This window comes from Pseudomonas graminis (assembly GCF_001705435.1).
Lineage (GTDB): Bacteria > Pseudomonadota > Gammaproteobacteria > Pseudomonadales > Pseudomonadaceae > Aquipseudomonas > Aquipseudomonas graminis_B.
In genome coordinates this window covers 218,489-237,603 of record NZ_MDEN01000068.1, presented here as the reverse complement: position 1 = coordinate 237,603, position 19,115 = coordinate 218,489, and the positions used below count along the sequence as shown (strand labels likewise).

Below are 19,115 nucleotides of genomic sequence, written 5' to 3'. Positions count from 1 at the left end.
CGGGAAACGTGCCGTGTAGATGTGCTTGGCGCAGCGACCGCGAACGGACGCTCCACCCAACACACCGCAGCCGGCAGACAGGCGTGCAAAAGCTGCCTGTCTGCCGGCCTTGCAGCGTCAGGCGGTCTGGCGTTCGTTCCACGAGTCGGAGTGGATGATGTTGCCGTCCTTGTAGGTCCAGGTGACCTTCTCGTAGCGCAGCTCGACCATCTCCAGGTGGTTGTGCTTCTCCTTGGCCGGGTCCTTGACGTCGTGCATTTTCGGCGCGACGCGCACGACCTTGACGTTCTCCAGCAGGGTGTTGAAGTACTCGACTTCCTGGCCCGCGTCGTCGATGCGGTACCACTTGAACTCGGCGCTTTTCAGGGTCTGGCCGGTGCCGACGGCCTTGTACAGGTACGGGCTGCTGGCATCGATTTCCTTGGTGAACAGGAACGGCGTGTGCACCCGGGCGCCGGTCAATTTGCCGGTGTTGTTGTCGGTGGGGATGTAGACGCTGTGGTCCTGGGCGACCACTTCGACGCTGCCTTCCCGGGACTGCACGTTGACCGAGCCTTTGATGTCAGCGCCGCCGTCATCTTTGAGCCAGAGGTAAACGGGAATTGCCATGTGAAACTCCTTGCTTGGGTTATCGAGTGCCGCGAAATGCGACGGGGGTAGCCGGCCCGGCCCCGGCAGAAAGCGACCCGCAGGCCCCCTCTTCCGGCACCAGACGGATATCGACGCGGCGGTTGGCCCTGCGCCCTTGTTCGGTGTCATTGCTGGCGATCGGTTGACTGGCGCCGTAGCCCTGCACGGCGAAGCAACTGCCGGGAATGCCGCCCATGCGCTGCATCCAGTCGCGCACCGAAGCGGCGCGGTCGCGGGACAGGCGCAGGTTCTGCTCGGCGCTGCCGGTGGCGTCGGTATGCCCGGTGACGACGATCAGCCAGCCGGGTCGGGCCTTGATGCCGACCAGTGCGTTGATCAGCACCTGGGTCGACTCGGCCTTGAGTTCGGCGCTGCCGGTGTTGAACAGCGACAGCGTGTCCAGGCGCACTGGCCCGGACGCCTGCGCCGTGTCGGTTGGCGGCCGGTAACGGCCGATGGCGTGCCAGACCGTGGTGCGCAGCTGTTCGGCGCGGTAAAGGCCGAGGCCCAGCGACCAGGGCTCGCCGTAGCGGTAGTAGTCATCCAGCCGCCGGGCGTCGTCGTGCAGAACGGTCAACGCCGCTTCGCGCCGGGCTACCGCCTGCTGGTCCTGGCGAGCGGTTTGGTTGATCGAAGCGTAGCGGCGCAGGTCGTCACCGACCTGGCGGATCAACAAGGTGTTCTGCCGGGCCGAGCTCGACACCGCGACGACGGCAGCGAAGACCGTCAGCCAGATGCCGATGACAGTGGCGCGCCGCGCAGCGCTGTTGCCGGTGTGTCGGGGCAGCAATTCCAGCAAAGGATCCGGCGCGGGCAAAGCACCGCCCGTGTCGATCGCCAATCGGGTCGGCACCAGCGCAGTTTTTACCTGTACCCAGTGCTGCCAGACGCTGCCAGGCATCGGGTCAGGCAGACGCGCCACTTGGCAGATTGCATAGGCCACTGGCGACGGCGCGCGATGCCGGCCGATCCCGGTGAAGTGCGGCGCGACGTACTGAACCAGCCATGCGGCGTGGGCGTTCATCTGCACGGCGAGCTGCATACGGTCAGTGAGCGCGGCGGCGTCTTGCCTCTGCCAGTCCTCGACGCTGACGCAAGTGCCGTTGCTTCGCACCCGGGCGGATGGCTCGCCATTTTCCCAACTGAACCAGACGGGTTCGGTGCGCAAGACGCCCTCTTTCCGGCTGAAGCCGGTCCCACGAACATCCCCCGGCCCTTGGGACATGTGCTGATAACTCATGACCCACAGCGGCAACACCAGCGCGCGCTGGCGGACCACGAACAGCTGATGCGTCAGCGCACGAAGCTGGCCATCCAGCTCCGAACTGTCAGCGTGTTGAGATGGGTTGATGACGAACATGACGCTTATCTGCGCACGCCATTGCGGACGGGCGGCCAGCAGCGCAGCGGCCACACCGGGCAATCGTTCAAGGCTCGGCACCCAGACGTAACACCCGCTAGCCGTCTTCCGTACGACGGTTTGCCCGGCGATATCGGCATCGGCCTCAACAGCAAAAAGCCCCGCCGCCCCCTCGCCACACACCAGCACCACAGGCAGCCGATGTTCACTGCCGGGCAAGGCTCTGAACTCATCCAGGCTTAGCGAACCACCGACACGCGCCGACCTCCGCCCCGCCAGCAGCCATCCAACGGCCACCAGAATCACGGCGCCAAAGACAGCGACCGCTTGAGCGACCAGGCTCAGGGGCAATACGCTGATCACCATCAGCGCCAGGCACCCCGGCCACAGGGCAAGCGCGCGCATCAACTTGAGTGTCATGGGCGCGTCACACCCGCTCGGTCACAAGGGAGGCGACCAGCGCCGCCAAGTGCGAATCCAGCAACCACCAGATGCCCGCCAGCAACAATCCGGCCGCCAGCAGATGCAACAGCGGCGCGCGCAACCAGGCCGGCAAGGGTTTGCGTCCCCTGGCGTCGATCCAGGTGGACAGCGGCTGATCCAGGGTCAGCGGCGCTACCCGGGCGGTCAACTCGGCCATCAACTGTTGCCGCTCGGGGTGGTTCGGTTCCTTGTAGCGTCCGAGAAACCCCAGCATCAGAACGCGGTGATACACCCTCAGCACGCTCGGGTCCGGAGACGGCTCGTGCAGCACCTCACGCATTTCTTCGTACAGAAACTGCCCCGCCTGATGACGTCCGAAGTAATGCGCCTGAAGCGGTTCGTGGGTCCATTTGGCGCGGGCACTGGCATCGGCGTGGGCCAGCACGGTTTCATCCAGCAGCGCGCATTGAGCGTGGCTGATGAAGTCGACACTGCGCTGGCTGACGCCGGCTTGCTTGAGGGCATCGCGAACCTCTACCACCTGGCGGGTGCACAGGTTCCAGAGCGCATCGCTGTCCGGGGCGGCCGCGCCATGGCGCAACTCGACCACCAGCAGGTAACTGTCCTGCAGCAGCTGATCGACATTGACGGGCTGGGTAGCCGACTGGCTTTTCATCGGCCGGCTCATGAGCGCAATACCGCAAACAGCTCAAGCTTGACGTCCGGCAGCGTGGCCGGGACGTAGAACGCACAGACCCCTTCGGCGAGCACGGCTTGGCCGCTTGGATGAGCGAAGTCCAGAGCGAAATACTGGTTTTCAAGACGCAGCGGGATCGCCGCCGGCACGTGGCTGAGGGGCTGCAGCGGAACGCCGTCCAAGGCTGCGTTGATCAACCGATCGACGTCGTCCGGCGTGCCGACCTTGCACAGCCGCGGGAACTGCGCCTGCAGTTGCGCCGGTGCCTCGCGGCAGCGCACCGACAGGTAAAAGTCAGCGGCGTCGGCCTCACGCAGCCGTGGGTCGTTGAACGTCACTTGCCAGCGCCCGGGGAGAACCCGCTCCAGCGCCAGAGCGATCACCCGCGACGGCAGACTGGCTTCGAGCAACGTCGAAATCATCTGCATCAAGGGCGGGAACACCGTTTCAAGCGCTTCGTGACGGTAGGCCGGAATCGCCTCAACGTCGTGTTCGAGGGAGAACGTCAGCAGCGCCCCCGCCAGCTTCACCAACTCCTGATAGACCTGCTCGGGATGGCGCGCCGGGCAGGCCTTGAAATCGGCGAGCACGGGCTGGTAAGTGTTGAGCGCATTGAGCAGCCAGAACAGCGAGACATCGGCCACTGCGAAGTCGGCCATGCGCTGGTTGCTCTCACGGCGCATGCCCATCAAGCGCTGGCGCTTGGACGCCAGTTGGGTCAGCAGATTGTCCAGTTGCACCAGCAAACCCGCGTGCCCTGCAAAGCTCAACAGCGGTGGCACGAACGCCTCGTCCAGGCACGCGCGCCCTTGCCCGTCCCGCACCAGCCGGGCGACCGGACAGGTCAGGTAATCGGCATTGTCATCGCTGGCCAGACGCAGGCTGAGCAGGTGCTCGAGCACGCCGATCGACTGTTGATCGTCGCCGTACAGATCCTGCACCTCACGCCACTCCTGCCGGTAGCGCACCGGTCGGTCAGCGCGAGCCCCCTCGAACAGGCAGTTGCCGCCATTGGCCTGCTCCAGGGGCAAACACAACATCACTGTCGCGCCCTGCCCCGGTTCGATCAGGATGTGTTCCAGGGCCAGCGCGGCGGGCAGCCGATCAACGCTGTCAGTGTCGATCAGCGTGCCATCCGGCAGCCGCACGCGCAGCGTGGACGCCTTCAGTTTGCCCAGCCGCAACGCTTCAAGATCAAACGTCGCTGTCTGTACGCCCCACGGATGGACCCGCGACAGATGGGCGATGCATTCGTTGGTCCAGGCTTCCCAGCGCGCTTGCTGCTGGAATTGCTACTGGGACAGCAGCGCCCCGGCAGCCCAGAGAGGTCGGTCGATTTTCATGTTGTGCTCACCTATGGCCGACGTCAGGTTTTGGCTTTGGGCATCTGGGAAACCAGCGACAGATTCACGTCCATGCCTTCCACCTGGAAATGCGGCACGGCGTACAACTTCACGCGGAAGAAACCGGGGTTGTCGTCGATGTCCTCCACCGTCACCCGCGCGTCACGCAGCGGATGCGAGGCCTGCAAATCGTCCCCCGGGTCGGTCATTTCGGTGACCAGCCCGCTGATCCACTTATTCAATTCCAGCTCCAGCAAACGCCGGTCCTTGGTGGTGCCGATGTTTTCGCGCTGAATCAATTTCAAATAATGCGCAATGCGCGACAGCAGAAAGATATAAGGCAGCCGCGAATTGATCCGGCTGTTGGCCGTGGCATCGGCGGTGTCATACAGCGCAGGCTTTTGCGTCGAGTTGGCGGAGAAGAAACAGGCGTAATCGCGATTCTTGTAATACGAGAGCGGAATAAACCCCAGATTGGCGAATTCAAACTCCCGGGTTTCCGGAATCATCACTTCCGACGGGATCTTCACCTGACTGCCGGTGCCCAGGTCATATAAATGAATCGGCAGATCCGTAACTGCCCCACCGGACTGTGGCCCGCGAATTTGCACACACCAGCCGTTATTGACGAAACTCTTCACCATGTTTGCAGCGAAGGCAAAAGAAGCATTGGTCCACAGGTATTTGCTGTGGTCGGTGCCTTTGACACTTTCCACATAATTGAAACTGCGCACCGGAATGGTGTCCGGGCCATAGGGCAACCGCCCCAATACCCGGGGCATGGTCAGCCCGATATAACGGGAATCATCGGTGTCTCGGAATGACTTCCACTTGATGTATTCCGCGCGATCAAAGTAATTGCCGATGTCTTTGATGGCAGCCACTTCCTCCATGGTTTCCTTGCCGAAGAAGGCCGGGCCGACTGAACCAATGAACGGCATATGCGCCGCCGCTGCGACTTTCGATATATTGCGAAGCAGCGCGATATCTTGCGGACTGCGATCAAACTCGTAACTGGAAACAGCCGCCGCAATGGGCTCACCACCGGGCGTGTCGTATTCCTGGGTATAGGTGTGCATATACAGACCGCTCTGGGCGATCTCGGGGGCGTCTTCGAAATCCTGGACCAGATGGTCCTTGCTGATGTCCAGCAACTCGATGCGCACGTTCTGGCGGAAGTCGGTCTGATCGATCAGCGACTTCACTCCGCGCCACGTCGACTCGACCCGCTGGAAGTCCGGGTGATGCATGACGGCATCAAGCTGACGGCTGATCTGCGCGTCCAGCGAGGCGATGTGTTCGTCGAGCAGGGTCTTGTCGAGGCGCTGAACCTTGCGCGACGAACCCTTGAGCAGGTTGAGGAACACGCTGACGGCTGCGGTCACGCGCTCATCGGCGGAGATCTCCGACAGCGCCTCGTTGTTCTGGAACGCCTCGATGTCGCCCAGGGCTGACACCGGGTTGAGGTTGATTTTGGAAAACAGCGCGCTATAAACGCCCGTGCTTTCTTCGGACAAAACGGTGCCACCGCCTGAGACTGCGGAAGAGTGTTTCGAGGACATGTTTGATACCTGCTATCAGAGACCCGGGTGATTAACGCTCTGTGGGTGCGGCGAGCATCGCCAGTTCGGCGCGCAGTTCATCGCTCAGCGTTTCGTCTTTGACGATGCGTTCAAGTTCGTGCCGGAAGGTGGCGTTGTCGAGCAGGTTTGATTTGAGGTCACGCAACAGATTGCGAGTCGCCAGCAGCGCGCGCAACGAGGGTATTTGTCTGGCCACGTGTTCCGGCTCGAAGTCTTTCATTCTTTCGAAATTCAAATCCACTGAAGCGTCGGAACCGTCGTCGGCGAAGGTGTTCTCAACGGTGAGTTTCAAGGCAGGGGAAAATTCCGCCAGCACACTGTCGACATTGTTTTTATTGATATTAATCTTGGTGCGTTCGGACAAGGGCCGGTCTTCCCGGCCATTGCTGTAGTCCCCGAGCACCATTAATTTAAGCGGCAATTCGACTTTTTTCTGCGCACCGCCAGTGTGCAAATCGAGTTTTATATTGACCCGCGCCTTGGGCACTTCATTTTGAAAGCTGTTTGAAGCCATAACTCCTCCGTCGAAAATGCCACACATCACAAAGGGGAATATCCGGATCGCAGGGCCTTTGTATCAGCCGAACGCCCGCACCCCAAGCGGTCAAGTTTTAACAAGTGTGAGCAAAGAATGGGCTGATGAAGTTTTCATCGAGCTCGGGAAGCGGCAAGGCTAATTCCCTACGAATAAAAACTCTACCCACCAAAGAGAGGAAGAGAGGTGTCCTACGGAAGTCTAGAATCCTTCCTACAAAATAATCTCAGACAGAGGAAGGGCTACAGAATTAAACACCCAGCGCAATACAGTGGCGGCGGGTTTTAAAGTACAGCTATAAAAAAACCGCAGGCGGTTGAACAGCATCCGCTGTGCAACACGCCTGCGGCCGGTTGGAGCAAATGAATCAGAAAATATAATCCGTGGTCAGGAACGTCGACTCACGGTTGTGAATGATGTCGCTGATCAGCGCCTTGTTACTCTCCTGGAACTTGGTCGCCACCAGGGTGCGGATCGAGAACACGCGCAGCGCATCGTCCACCGACAGCGTGCCCTCGGCCGAATTCTTGCGGCCGTTGAACGGGAAGCTGTCCGGGCCGCGCTGGCACTGCGCGTTGATGTTGATACGGCCCACCTGATTGGCGAACGCATCGACCAGACGCCCGACCTGCTTGGAGTCGTTGCCGAAGATACTCAGCTGCTGACCGAAATCGGAATCCAGCACGTACTCGATCACCGTTTCCAGATCGCGGTACGCCACCACCGGTACCACGGGGCCGAACTGTTCTTCGTGGTAAACGCGCATGTCCGGGGTGACCGGGTACAGCACCGCCGGGTAGAAAAACTGCCCGTGGGTCGTGCCGCCACCTTCGTTCACCACTTTGGCGCCTTTGCTCACGGCATCGTCCACCAGCCCTTGCAGGTAATCGGTCTTGCCCGGCTCCGGCAGTGGCGTCAGCGAGACGCCCGGTTCCCACGGCATGCCCGGCTTGAGCTGGGCGAGTTTCTCCTCGAACTTTTCAAGGAAACTGCCGACCACGTTTTCATGCACGAAGAGGATCTTCAACGCCGTGCAGCGCTGGCCGTTGAACGACAGCGAGCCGGTAATGGCTTCCGTCACGGCGTTGTCCAGGTTGACATCCGGCAGCACGATTCCCGGGTTCTTGGCATCCAGACCCAGTGCGGCGCGCAGACGGTGCGGCTTGGGGTGGAGCTTTTTCAGGGCGCTGGCGGCCTTGTTGGTGCCGATGAACGCGAACACGTCGATCTTGCCGCTGGCCATCAGCGCACTGACGGTCTCGCGGCCGCTGCCGTAGATCACGTTGATGACCCCGGCCGGGAAGCTGTCGCGGAACGCTTCGAGCAGCGGACGAATCAGCAGCACGCCGAACTTGGCCGGTTTGAACACCACGGTGTTGCCCATGATCAGCGCCGGAATCAGCGTGGTGAAGGTCTCGTTCAACGGGTAGTTGTAAGGGCCCATGCACAGGGTCACACCCAGCGGGACGCGGCGAATCTGGCCGAGGGTGTCCTGCTCCAGCTCGAAACGGCTCGAGCGGCGGTCGAGCTCCTTAAGGGCGTTGATGGTGTCGACGATGTAATCGCAGGTGCGGTCGAACTCTTTCTGCGAGTCCTTGAGGTTCTTGCCGATTTCCCACATCAGCAGCGTCACCACCGCATCGCGCTGCTCGCGCATCAGCTTGAGAAAGGTCTCGACGTGATGAATACGATCAGCGACACGCATGGTGGGCCAAGTGCCCTGACCGCGATCGTAGGCGTTGACGGCGGCGTCCAGCGCGGTCATTGCGGTGTCGGCGTCCATCAGCGGCGTGCTACCCAGCACCACGGATTCCAGGCCCGCGTCGGTCTTCAGCGAGACCGGGCTCAACACCGGCGCCAACGGCCCGTGCCATTGATGCAGTTCGCCATTGACCAGGTAATCGCGCTGCTCGATGGCGGGGCCTGCGCGAAACTGCTCAGGGATCTCGTCGGCGCGCGGGTACAGGTTGTCCAGGCGGTTTTGCAGGGTCATCTCATTTACCTCTTCCAGTCGGTCATCGTGCCAAACAGGCTGGACACACTACGCCACAGCCGCCGCCGAATGAAAAGCGTCGAGATAAATGTCACGTCCGGGTGACACGAAAACCGTCTGCCACCCGTGCCAGAGTTGGCGTTCAGGCCACCGCGGTCTGGTTGCGACCGGATGCCTTGGCCCGGAACAGCGCCTTGTCTGCGAGGGCCAGTAGCCCATGTAAATCCTGATCGTCGTGGTCCCACTCGGCGACGCCGAGACTCGCGGTCACCCCTTCGTCGTGCTGGCAGATGATGTCGGCGATGGCCGAGCGCAGTCTCTCGGCAATGATCTGCGCCGCGTCGATCGGCGTGTTGGCCAACAGCAGCGCGAATTCCTCTCCGCCCAGGCGGCCGCTGACATCTGCGTCGCGCACGGATTGGCGGATGACCCTGCCGATCTGCCGCAAGACCTCGTCACCTGCCTGATGGCCGTGGCCGTCGTTTATGCGTTTGAAATGGTCGATGTCCAGCATCAGGGCGCAGAGCGGCAGATCGGCCTGCTTGCAGGTCTCGTACACGGCTTCGGCCCGATGGAAGAAGGCACGACGGTTCTGCAGTCCAGTCAGCTCGTCTGTCTGCGCGGCGTGGGCGGCGATGCGATGGGCGTGTTCCATTTCACGACTCAGGCGAAAGGCCTTCTCCATGGCCTGAGACAGTTTGCGCGTCGCGCTGACCACAAAGCCGGCAAAGATCAGCGACGCAGCCGCCATCCCCTGCTGCGCGGTCTGGGGCTGAACCAACAGCCAGATCGTGCACGGCAGCAGCACCAGCGCAATCGACACCAGGGTCATCGAGCGGTACGCCGAGTAGCAGGACACCGCACTCACTGACATGCCCACGGCGAACAGCAGCACCAGCGTCTGGATCAGCAGATCCCCGGCCTGCATCAGCGCCAGCGCGCCACCGCCCCAGATACCGGCCGACAACACCAGCGTGATCCAGTAAGTGCTTTCCCAGCGCTCTGGGGTCCGGGCGGTTTCCGGCATCCGGAAATAAATGGCCAACATCACCAGGCGCAAGACGGTCGACGCGCCCAGCAGCCCTAGCCACCAGACAATAAGCGAGTGTTCCAGGCGCTCCCAGCAGATCCACGAGAGGATCACAGCCGCCAGCGCGCTGCCGAACACCGAGAAAAAACTCTGGCGCAGGAGCAGCTGCAATCGATCGTTGCGCACTTGGGCCCGTATCAGGGCCTCACGCGCCGGTTGAGAATCATGGAGGTACATCGAGTTCGCCCGACCCTGGCACTGGAAATGGGCCGATTGTGGCATCGTGCTATGACGCTTAACAACTCGCGCGCCAATTAACTCACACCTAACGAAAAGCAGCGTCGCCGATCGTTTCCGGTCAGGGCTCCAACCCCTCTGGAACGGGGGTTTTGGGCGAGGGTCATGACTGCGGACCGAGCAGCTCGATCAGCCTCAGCGCGTTGCCGGTAGCGGCGCCGCTGGCAGTGTTGTCAAAAATACACCACGTCGGCGCGCCGCCTTGGGCCTCGGCCTTCAGCGCGGCGGCCAGACGCGCCAGATAGTCTTCTTCATAAGCGCTGTAATAGAGGCGCGGCGCCCCGTGCAGTCGCCAGTAGCGCAACCCCGGCCAACCTGCCGGCTGACTGTCGTTGCTGAGCCTCGACGGGTCGACCGTTGCTTGCGTGATGCGCCAGTGAGTCAACAGCGATTCGGCCTGCACCCAGGTTTCCTGGCGAGGCTCAATGACCACCTGCCCCGCGAAGCGCTCGCGCAACCCGGTGAAAAACACCTCTGCCACGCCTGGCTCGAACGCCAGCGAAGGCGGCAATTGAAGCAGCAGGCAGCCCAACCGCTCGCCCAGTTCACCGCATTGCCCGAGGAATTCATCCAGTGCCGGTGCGCAGCCCTGCAAGCGGTGTTCATGGGAAATGAGCTTGGGGATTTTCACCGAAAAGCGAAAATCCGCCGGCACCGATTCAGCCCAGCGCGCATAGGTCTGCGGACGATGGGGCCGGTAGAACGAGCTGTTGATTTCAGCGGTATTGAAGTGCCGGGCGTAGCGTTGCAAGTGGGTGCCGTCCCCCGGAAACGCCGGCCCATGCTCGCGGCCCAGACTCCAGCCGGCGCAGCCCACGAAGATTCTGCCAGGCTCCTTCGAAAGAGCGCCGTCCAAAACGGCATTGTTCAAAACAGCATCTCCAAGGCTTCGCCCATGAAGATCTCTGCGGTCTTCGGGCCGATGCCGTCGAACGCCAGCAGGCGCTTTTCGAAGTCGTGACGGTCAGCGCTGGCGGCGGCCATTGCACTGACCGCACCGCCATATTCATCCGTCAGCTTGTTCGCCAGTGCCAGCAGGCGCACGGCGGTGGATTCGTCGTAACGCGCGTAACCGCCCTCGCCCAGCATCCTCACCCGTTCCCGGTGGGTGCAGGTTGCCAGCTTTCGTGGGGTGTCGCACCCGTGCCTGTCGACGATGACGCGGTAAGCCTGCACCGCCGCCTGCGCCCGAATCCGCTTGCCCATCAGGAAACTGGCCAGCAACCATTTGAACAGCGCCAGTTCACCGCCCTGCACAAGGTCGATCCCCAGTTCCTGCGCGGTAATGTGCTTGCCCATGGTCGCTCCTCGATTTCCATTGCTGGAGTGACTTCTCAAGGGGCGGATGAGTTCGATCTTTTGGGCGGTGTCTGGATCGACAGCCCTCAGGCGTTGGATAGCTGGTTGATGCCGATGACTTCACCGCTCCAGATCATTTCGTAATGGGCGCTCTGCACGATGGACGTGACGTGCCGCGGAGTCAGGAGTGCCCAGCAATGATTGCCCGGCGAGCGCACCGATTGGTACCGCAGCCCGGCAATCCCGGCCTGCTTCGCAGCCTTGCCCAGCACACGGGATTGCGCGTAGTCGTCGGGTGCGTAAATGGGGTCGGAGAACGGGATGGCGGTGGCGTCGACGCAGCCCGCCTCGGTGAAACTGCAACTCAGGCAGCGGAACACAAAACGCTCGTACTTCAGCGCCGCAACCCGTGACCAGTACAGCTGTTGATGATGACGCACCTCGGCGATGGCCGTGTCGACCGTGTCGGCCAGGTACAGCGCGCCGAACTCGCCGCTGCTGAAGCGCGAGCCCGCAGGATTGACGTGGGTGAACGGCGCGACCGCGTAGGAACAACCGGGAATGCCGAAAGGGATTTCGGCCAGGGGAATCAGCTCGATGCGGCCGACTTCGTTCTGCAGGCGCGGGTTGGTGAGCGCCTGAATCCGGTACAGGGTCTCGAACTCGGCGGCGTCGGCGACGTCGCTGAACAGATCGATCGGCGGGAATTTGGAATTGACCAGGCGATAGCCCTGCTGCGCCTCACCGGCGAGCGCGGGAAGCAAGTCCGGCGTCACCATTGGGCGCCCCGGAGCGTGTCGATGCGTCGGAAAGTTTCGTACAGCGAGATCATGTCGCCCTGGGCCATGACGTCCAGTGGCTTTCTGCCGTTGAAAAACTCGTTGTGGTTTTCCATCGACGGGAAACCGTAGGCGTTGTCGGGGTTATCGAACAGGGTTCGCAGGGCGGCATGGATGTTCAGCACGAAGCTGACGCGCTGCATCTGGTCCTGATCCAGCGCCACCGACCACTGTGCGTCGTCCTGGCGGGCGCGGGTATAGGTGCTTCGGGAAATGCGCAGAATCTGACAGGCCTGCTCGCTGTTGGCCTTCCATTTGTCCAGAACCCGCAACGCTGCCCGCAAACCCACCACGCACTCGGACTTCGACAGTTGCCGCGCTGGAATGGCGATGGTCATGGAATTACCTCTTGGTCACGGCAGATGTCTTTTCTGTAGACGCAACCTTAATCCATCTGCATCCATGGACGCAATGTCAAGTTGCAGCAGCATGGACTTATCGCGCGATATCCGACGCCTTCCCGGCTAAAGCCGGTCCTACATTTGAGGCCATCACCGCCTCCCCGAATGCACGCGTCCCCAGTAGGACCGGCTTTAGCCGGGAAGAGGCCTGCGCGAGCACCCTCACATTTGCGGTATGACACCTGACGTTTCCCGGCTAAAGCCAGTCCCGCATTTGAGGCCATCTTCATCTCGCTGAATGAACACGATCCCCAGTAGGACCGGCTTTAGCCGGGAAGAGGCCTGCGCGAGCACCCTCACCTCTGCGGTATGACACCTGAGGTATTCAACAGCCACCCTACGGTCGAGGTGATATCCAGCCCACTGAAACACACGCCCCCAAAACGCTCGTCCCAGAGCCTTCAATCGCGTGAAAAAAATGTGAAAATGACATTAGTCACATCTGGTAATGATTCGCATCTTGATTCAGAATCGCGCTCCTCACCGCCCTCTCAGGAACGCCCATTGTGATCCCTCGCCTCCCCGCCTCCTTTCTTCTGGCCGGTGTCGTCACCGCCATGTCTGCCGCTAACGCAGCAGACGACCTCACTTTGCCGGCGATGCAAATCCAGGACACCGTTCCCCAGGACGACGGGCAAAGCGTGGGCTATCAGGGCAAGCCGTCTTCGAGCACCACCAAGCTGGGGCTGACCAACAAGCAGACGCCACAGGCGATCACCACCATCACCCGCGCGCAGATGAACGATTTCAAAATGAACGGCGTGAAGGATGCCCTGCGCTCGGCACCGTCGGTGACGGTCGAGCAAAGCGAAAGCGATCGCACCGAATTCACCTCCCGCGGGTTCGACATCGGCAGTTTCGAGTACGACGGCATGGGCATGCCCTTCGCCCAGACGATCATGATCGGTGATCTGGACATGGCCGAGTTCGAGCAGATCGACGTGCTCCACGGCGCCAACGGGTTGATGAGCGGCACCGGCAATCCGTCGGCCACGGTCAACTTCATCCGCAAACGACCCACCCGGGATTTCCAGGCGCAGATCGACACCAGCGTGGGCTCGTGGGACAACCGACGCATCGACATCGACGTGTCGGGGCCGTTGACCGACAGCGGCAATGTGCGCGGCCGCTTCATCTATGCCCACGACAAGGGCAACTCGTGGATGGACCGCTACAGCCACGAGAAAAACGTCGCCGCCGGCCTGCTGGCATTCGACCTGTCCGACGCCGACACCCTGACCGTAGGTTTCACCCAGCACAACAGCGATTCCAACGGCAGCACCTGGGGCAACCTGCCGCTGGTTGACATCAACAATAAGCCGATCCACTACAGCAGCCGCTCGTCCAATGTGGGCCAACCGTGGACCTACTGGAACATGCACACCCAGCGCGCTTTTGCCGAATGGAAGCATGACTTCGGCAACGGCTGGAATGCCACGGTCACCGGCACCGGTATTACGGAATACCAGGACACCAACATGCTGTACGTGTCGAGCGTCACCGATGACGACGCCTCGGTGTTCGCCGCTGATACCTCCAGCAAGGCGCACCAGTTGCTGGGGGAAGCCAAAGTCTCCGGGCCCTTCAGCCTGTTCGGCCGCGACCATGAGTTGACCTTCGGCGCCGCCTATGGCCGCACGCACCAGAAAGCCCGTGAATACGATGCTGGCGGGGGCACCTACTTCGACACCTCGTTCGCCGGCATTCTCGCCGGCAATACCCCTTCGCCGCAGTTTGACTACACCAGTGACGTCACCAACACGCAGAACTTCGAGGACCGCCAGAAGAGCCTGTTCGCCGGTGCGCGCTTCAGCCTGGCGGATGACCTGCACTGGATCGCCGGTGCGCGCATGCTCAGCGTCGACGGCACGGGGGAGAGCTATGGCACCGATCACTCCCAGCGCGAGCACGGCAAGGTCACGCCCTACACCGGCCTGGTCTACGACCTGACCCCGCAGTGGAGCGTCTACACCAGCTGGACTCAAATCTTCAATCCGCAGTACGGCACGGTCGGCGTTGACGGGAAAGTGCTGGCGCCGCTGGAAGGCAAGAGCCTGGAAGCCGGCGTCAAAGGCAGCGTGATGGACGATCGCCTGAACCTGACGGCTGCGGTGTTCAAGACCAAACAGAGCAACGTCCAGTCGGCGGACTTCATCGAGGTGGGCTCGCAGTTCCGCTATTTCACCGACGATTACAAGAGCCACGGCATCGAGCTGGAAGCGTCGGGTGAAGCGCTGCCGGGCCTCGACCTGCTGGCGGGTTACACCTACGTGCACATCGAAAACGATGACGGCGACAAGGCCCGCCGTTATGTGCCGACCCATGCTTTTCGCGGCATGGCCAGCTACCGGTTGCCAAGCCTGCCCCAAGCCAGGATCGGAACTCGGGTGAGCTGGCAGAGCGGGATTCAGAACGATCACTACAGCGTCATCCGCCAGAACGCCTATGCGCTGGTCGACCTGATGACCAGCTACGACATCGACAGCAACTGGAGCACGGCGCTGAACTTCAACAACGTCACCGACCGCAAATACCTGACCTCGCTGTACAGCGGCACGGCCAGCAACTACGGCGCGCCGCGCAACCTGACGGCATCGCTGACGTGGCGGTACTGACCAACGCGAAATTTTTTATCACGCTCGCTTGACTTCCCTTTTCCAATCAGTAAGATAGCGCGCATTCCGCGATAGCTCAGTTGGTAGAGCAAGTGACTGTTAATCACTGGGTCCCTGGTTCGAGTCCAGGTCGTGGAGCCAGACAGAAGTAAACGAAAAGGCCAGCGCTTAGCTGGCCTTTTTCGTTTCCGATCGTTTTCCCCGGGCTTTCCTTGCCTGAAGCGGGACTGTATTAGCCCCGCTCCGCCGTTGGGTCAGGCGTGGGTGTAGCGCAACCAGACCGCGCCGCCGTCTTGGACCTCCGCCGAGGTCAATGTCAAGTGAGCCGGTTGTTTCCACGCCTCGGTCGGCACCTCGAACGACGCCGGATGCTCGCCTCGCCCGTCGATCAGCGGCAGAATCAGCACACTGACTTCATCGACCAGCCCGGCGTTGACGAACGAGCCACTGACATGGGGGCCGCCCTCGACAATCAGGCGCTTGCAGCCCAGCTCGCTCGACAGGATCTGCACCACCTGCTGCAGGTCGATCTCGGTCTTCCCGGCAAAAATGTAAGAGACCTGAATCGACTGCAGGTACGCCAGGTAGTCATCCGACACCCCTTCAGTCAGGACTTCGACGACATGGGAATCCAGCGCCTGATTCTTTTTCCAGCCCACCTTGCCCTGGGGGTCGATGGACACGGCATAGGCCTTGGCGCTGCGATCAGCGAAGTAATGACTGCGCTCGATGGGGCCTTTGGCGAGGCCCTTTGGATAGCCCTCGTCGTGGGCGATTTCCTGCATCGTCACGCGCCCGCAGATCCAGGCGTCAAACTCGAACGTCTGGGCGAGCTTTTCGTATAAATCTCCGGCGTCTTTCTTGAACGTGCGATCCCAGCCATCGGTAAGGGCGTGGCCGTCGAGGGAGGACATCATGTGGCAAATGACATAAGGCTGCATGGCAGACTCCAGGCTGATAAGTGTGTAGAGCCGACCCGGATCCCGCGGCAATAGTTCACCCCGTCACTCGACTTGGCCTTCACAACCTGCTGCCCATCATTGCCGGTGATGTAGACCATGAAGGCTATTGTCTTCAGCTTCGGCAGGGCTCGCGTAACATCGCGTCATCCCAGACACGACACGGACTTGCCACCATGACCCTGCACATCATCAATGCCCTTGCCCTCACTGCCGTGACCGTTTTCCTGGTCAACCGCGCGTTCGCCTTGTACGACCTGATCAATGCAGCGACGGTGTCAGAGCATCACTGAAGGCCTGACAGCCCGACGCACGACGATTCAAGCAAGGCACCGAAATGCCAGGCCGCAATGGCCTGGCGGTCCCGCGATTATCGGCGGCAGACCTGTTCAATGAGTTAGAAATTGGCCTGTAGCGCTTCAAGCCCACCCACGTAAATCCCCTTGAATAATTCCTCGACGTCCGCATCGGTCACACCGTCGGCGGTGAACACGCCTGACCATTCCACCCACGCCCCCTCATCGCCATCCTCTTTGACTTTGAACGTCGCCAGATAGTCCTTGATCGGAAACGGTCCTTTGTCGATGGAGTAGCTGTACGTGCGAGCCGAATTGTCGTAGGTCTGCAGGCGCTCGGTGATTTCAGCACCGTCGTCGGTGGTCAGGTGACGGACGCGTCCGCCCTCCTTTGCTTCGCTGCTCTTGATGAACGGCAGCCACTCGTGCAGCGAGTGGAAGCCACCGGTGAGTGCCCAGACCTTTTCGGCCGACACCGGGATGCGAATGGATGCAGATGCTTGAGCCATGATGTTCTCCAGAAATGCGGGCAGCGGCCGGGCAGCCAGCGCTGGATCGCGTGGCGGGACCGCGCCCTCTCTATATATGCGGTAACCGCGAGCAATCTTGTCACGATTGCTGCTGTTTCGGGAGGGTTGGCGGTGGCTGGACTTGTTGCGCAGGAAGATCAAAAGAATGAATCAACAGCTTCCCGGCTGAAGCCGGTCCTACAAGTGACCGCGATGCCTTAGTGGGACTGGCTTTAGCCGGGAATAGGTCTCACGCAGAGATGAAGGTGTCAGGCAACGAAACCGTCACCTTCCAGCAGCGAGCGCAGCATCCAGGCGGCTTTTTCGTGGACTTGCATGCGCTGAGTCAGCAGGTCGGCAGTGGGTTCGTCGCTGACCTTCTCCAGCAACGGGAACAGGTCGCGGGCGGTGCGTACCACCGCTTCCTGCCCTTCAACCAGTTGCTGGATCATGTCGGTCGCAGCGGGCACGCCCGGCTCCTCCTTGATCGACGACAGCCGTGCGTAGGTGGAATAGGTGCCCGGTGCCGGGAAGCCCAAGGCTCTGATGCGTTCGGCAATGGAGTCCACTGCGGTCGCCAGTTCGGTGTACTGCTCCTCGAACAGCAGGTGCAGCGTGCGGAACATCGGGCCGGTGACGTTCCAGTGGAAGTTGTGGGTTTTCAGGTACAGCACGTAGGTGTCGGAGAGCAGCCGGGACAGTCCTTCAACGATCTCTGCACGGTCTTGCTCGTTGATTCCGATTTCAATAGCCATGAGTTGCTCCCTAAGGTCTGTTGATTGCTGAGGGGTCGATTCTAGAGAGCACGCCCTGTTAACTGAAATCACCGCTGCCAATCGCTGCCATCGACACGGCCTATGAAACGCCGTCGCCCAACGACAATCGGCGTTGAAACAACAGTAGCCATTCGCGAGCAAGCTCACGCCCACAAAATCGTGGATCGCCCCGGGTTTCGGCCGGTTCGTTGGACTGGTGGGAGTGAGCTTGCTCACGAAGAGGCCAAGACTGCCGGCCACTTTCTCTGGGGAATGACAGTCCGACTTCGTGAGTAAGGTGGAGCGCCACCCCGGTCACTGCCACAGGTCTGCGGCATGTTTTGAAACCGCGGTCTGCTCCGCCAAAACCTCTAGTGAGTGGAAATCAGATCCCGCTCAACGCCAGGTCCATCGCGAAGTACGTGAAGATCAAATCCGCGCCTGCGCGTTTGATCGCGCCGAGGGTTTCACGCACGACGCGGTGTTCGTCGATGGCGCCGGCCTGGGCGCCGAACTTGATCATCGCGTACTCGCCGCTGACCTGATAAGCCGCCAAGGGAAGGTTCGAGGCTTCGCGGATGTCGCGGATGATGTCCAGGTACGCGCCAGCCGGCTTGACCATCAGCGCATCGGCGCCTTCGGCCTCGTCCAGCAGCGATTCGCGCAGGGCTTCACGACGGTTCATCGGGTTCATCTGATAGGTTTTGCGGTCGCCCTTGAGCGCCGAGCCGCCGGCTTCGCGGAACGGGCCGTACAGCGCCGAGGCGAACTTGGTCGAGTACGCCATGATCGGCGTCTGGGTAAAACCGGCGGCGTCGAGGGCGGCACGAATCGCTTTCACCTGACCGTCCATGGCCGCCGAGGGGGCAATCACGTCAGCACCGGCACGCGCCGCCATGACGGCCTGCTTGCCGAGGTTTTCAATGGTCGCGTCGTTATCGACATGGCCGCCATGCATCACGCCGCAGTGGCCGTGGTCGGTGTACTCGCAGAAGCAGGTGTCGGACATCACGATCATTTCCGGCACGGCGGCCTTGATGGTCCGCGAGATCCGCGAGACCAGGCCGTTTTCCTGCCAGGTGTCGCTGCCGGTGGCGTCCAAGTGGTGGGACACGCCGAAAGTCATCACCGACTTGATGCCCGCACGGGCGTAGCGCTCGACTTCCTGCGCCAGCTTCGACTCGGGAATGCGCTGCACCCCAGGCATGCTGTTGATCGGCACGAAGTCGTCGATTTCTTCTTCGACGAAGATCGGCAGCACCAGATCGTTCAGGGTGAATTCGTTCTCCTGAAACAGCGAGCGGAAGCTTTCGTTGCTGCGCAGACGGCGTGGACGGGCAGCGGGAAACAGACTGGACATGGCGGTTCCTGAGCTAAAAATATCCGGAAGATTGCCGGGCCCGAAAGGTCCGGCACTTTCAATGGCGCGAAGCTTATGCCTGCGCCGCCCTTGATTCAAACGCCGTGACAAGAAAGTCCGTTACGTCGGCTGCAACAGTGTTCAGAAACAGCGTGCAGAAACGGCGTGGAGAACCAACGCAACGGCGGCAG

Annotated in this window: 16 protein-coding genes, 1 tRNA gene and 1 pseudogene; 2 read left to right on the top strand and 16 right to left on the bottom strand. The window is 61.3% G+C overall.

Annotation, left to right across the window (positions count from 1 at the left end; translation table 11 throughout):
- Positions 1-117: 117 nt before the first annotated feature.
- From BBI10_RS21205 to BBI10_RS21150, 12 genes and pseudogenes are all read right to left on the bottom strand, one after another.
- Positions 118-609, bottom strand: coding sequence for an Hcp family type VI secretion system effector (locus BBI10_RS21205; protein ID WP_065991578.1), 492 nt, complete (start codon positions 607-609; stop codon positions 118-120).
- A 19-nt stretch (positions 610-628) separates the two neighbouring features.
- A complete protein-coding gene (locus BBI10_RS21200; protein WP_065991577.1) occupies positions 629-2,410 on the bottom strand; it encodes an OmpA family protein in 1,782 nt (593 codons plus the stop codon).
- Positions 2,411-2,417: 7 nt separating this feature from the next.
- Positions 2,418-3,089: a type VI secretion system protein TssL, short form gene (gene tssL / locus BBI10_RS21195; protein ID WP_083233205.1), complete on the bottom strand. Its 672-nt coding sequence runs from the start codon at positions 3,087-3,089 to the stop codon at positions 2,418-2,420.
- An 8-nt stretch (positions 3,090-3,097) separates the two neighbouring features.
- Positions 3,098-4,453: pseudogene (tssK, locus tag BBI10_RS21190) on the bottom strand (type VI secretion system baseplate subunit TssK).
- Positions 4,454-4,476: 23 nt separating this feature from the next.
- Positions 4,477-6,015 (bottom strand): type VI secretion system contractile sheath large subunit, encoded by a 1,539-nt coding sequence (gene tssC / locus BBI10_RS21185; protein ID WP_065991575.1) that lies wholly within the window; start codon positions 6,013-6,015, stop codon positions 4,477-4,479.
- 31 nt (positions 6,016-6,046) lie between these two features.
- Positions 6,047-6,550: a type VI secretion system contractile sheath small subunit gene (gene tssB / locus BBI10_RS21180; RefSeq protein WP_065991574.1), complete on the bottom strand. Its 504-nt coding sequence runs from the start codon at positions 6,548-6,550 to the stop codon at positions 6,047-6,049.
- Positions 6,551-6,938: 388 nt separating this feature from the next.
- Positions 6,939-8,564, bottom strand: coding sequence for an NADP-dependent glyceraldehyde-3-phosphate dehydrogenase (locus BBI10_RS21175; RefSeq protein WP_065991573.1), 1,626 nt, complete (start codon positions 8,562-8,564; stop codon positions 6,939-6,941).
- Positions 8,565-8,706: 142 nt separating this feature from the next.
- Positions 8,707-9,831, bottom strand: a complete 1,125-nt coding sequence (locus BBI10_RS21170) for a GGDEF domain-containing protein (RefSeq protein ID WP_065991572.1) — start codon at positions 9,829-9,831, stop codon at positions 8,707-8,709.
- A 163-nt stretch (positions 9,832-9,994) separates the two neighbouring features.
- On the bottom strand, positions 9,995-10,762 hold the full coding sequence (locus tag BBI10_RS21165) for a DUF72 domain-containing protein (protein WP_244160405.1): 768 nt from the start codon (positions 10,760-10,762) through the stop codon (positions 9,995-9,997).
- Entirely contained in the window at positions 10,759-11,190 is a 432-nt protein-coding gene (locus BBI10_RS21160) for a DNA methylase (RefSeq protein WP_065991571.1), read from the bottom strand. Before BBI10_RS21160 ends, BBI10_RS21165 begins: the two co-directional genes overlap by 4 nt.
- Positions 11,191-11,276: 86 nt before the next feature.
- The gene (locus tag BBI10_RS21155) at positions 11,277-11,969 is read right to left on the bottom strand and encodes an RES family NAD+ phosphorylase (protein ID WP_065991570.1); all 693 of its coding nucleotides are present in this window, start codon (positions 11,967-11,969) and stop codon (positions 11,277-11,279) included.
- Positions 11,963-12,367, bottom strand: coding sequence for an antitoxin Xre-like helix-turn-helix domain-containing protein (locus tag BBI10_RS21150; RefSeq protein WP_065991569.1), 405 nt, complete (start codon positions 12,365-12,367; stop codon positions 11,963-11,965). The genes BBI10_RS21155 and BBI10_RS21150 overlap by 7 nt, the downstream gene beginning before the upstream one ends.
- 620 nt (positions 12,368-12,987) lie before the next feature.
- Here BBI10_RS21150 and BBI10_RS21145 point away from each other — a divergent pair.
- Positions 12,988-15,045: a TonB-dependent siderophore receptor gene (locus BBI10_RS21145; RefSeq protein ID WP_065991743.1), complete on the top strand. Its 2,058-nt coding sequence runs from the start codon at positions 12,988-12,990 to the stop codon at positions 15,043-15,045.
- A 65-nt stretch (positions 15,046-15,110) separates the two neighbouring features.
- Positions 15,111-15,186: transfer RNA gene (locus tag BBI10_RS21140), tRNA-Asn, on the top strand.
- 113 nt (positions 15,187-15,299) lie between these two features.
- On the opposite strand, the gene BBI10_RS21135 is transcribed toward BBI10_RS21140, so the two are convergent.
- The 4 genes from BBI10_RS21135 to hemB all read right to left on the bottom strand — a co-directional run bounded on the left by BBI10_RS21135 (position 15,300) and on the right by hemB (position 18,924).
- On the bottom strand, positions 15,300-15,986 hold the full coding sequence (locus tag BBI10_RS21135) for a RibD family protein (protein ID WP_065991568.1): 687 nt from the start codon (positions 15,984-15,986) through the stop codon (positions 15,300-15,302).
- A 415-nt stretch (positions 15,987-16,401) separates the two neighbouring features.
- Complete coding sequence (locus BBI10_RS21130; RefSeq protein WP_065991567.1) at positions 16,402-16,809, bottom strand: SRPBCC family protein; 408 nt, start codon at positions 16,807-16,809, stop codon at positions 16,402-16,404.
- Positions 16,810-17,078: 269 nt separating this feature from the next.
- Complete coding sequence (locus BBI10_RS21125) at positions 17,079-17,564, bottom strand: Dps family protein (protein WP_065991566.1); 486 nt, start codon at positions 17,562-17,564, stop codon at positions 17,079-17,081.
- Between the two features lie 385 nt (positions 17,565-17,949).
- Positions 17,950-18,924, bottom strand: a complete 975-nt coding sequence (gene hemB, locus BBI10_RS21120) for a porphobilinogen synthase (RefSeq protein WP_065991565.1) — start codon at positions 18,922-18,924, stop codon at positions 17,950-17,952.
- Positions 18,925-19,115: the final 191 nt, after the last annotated feature.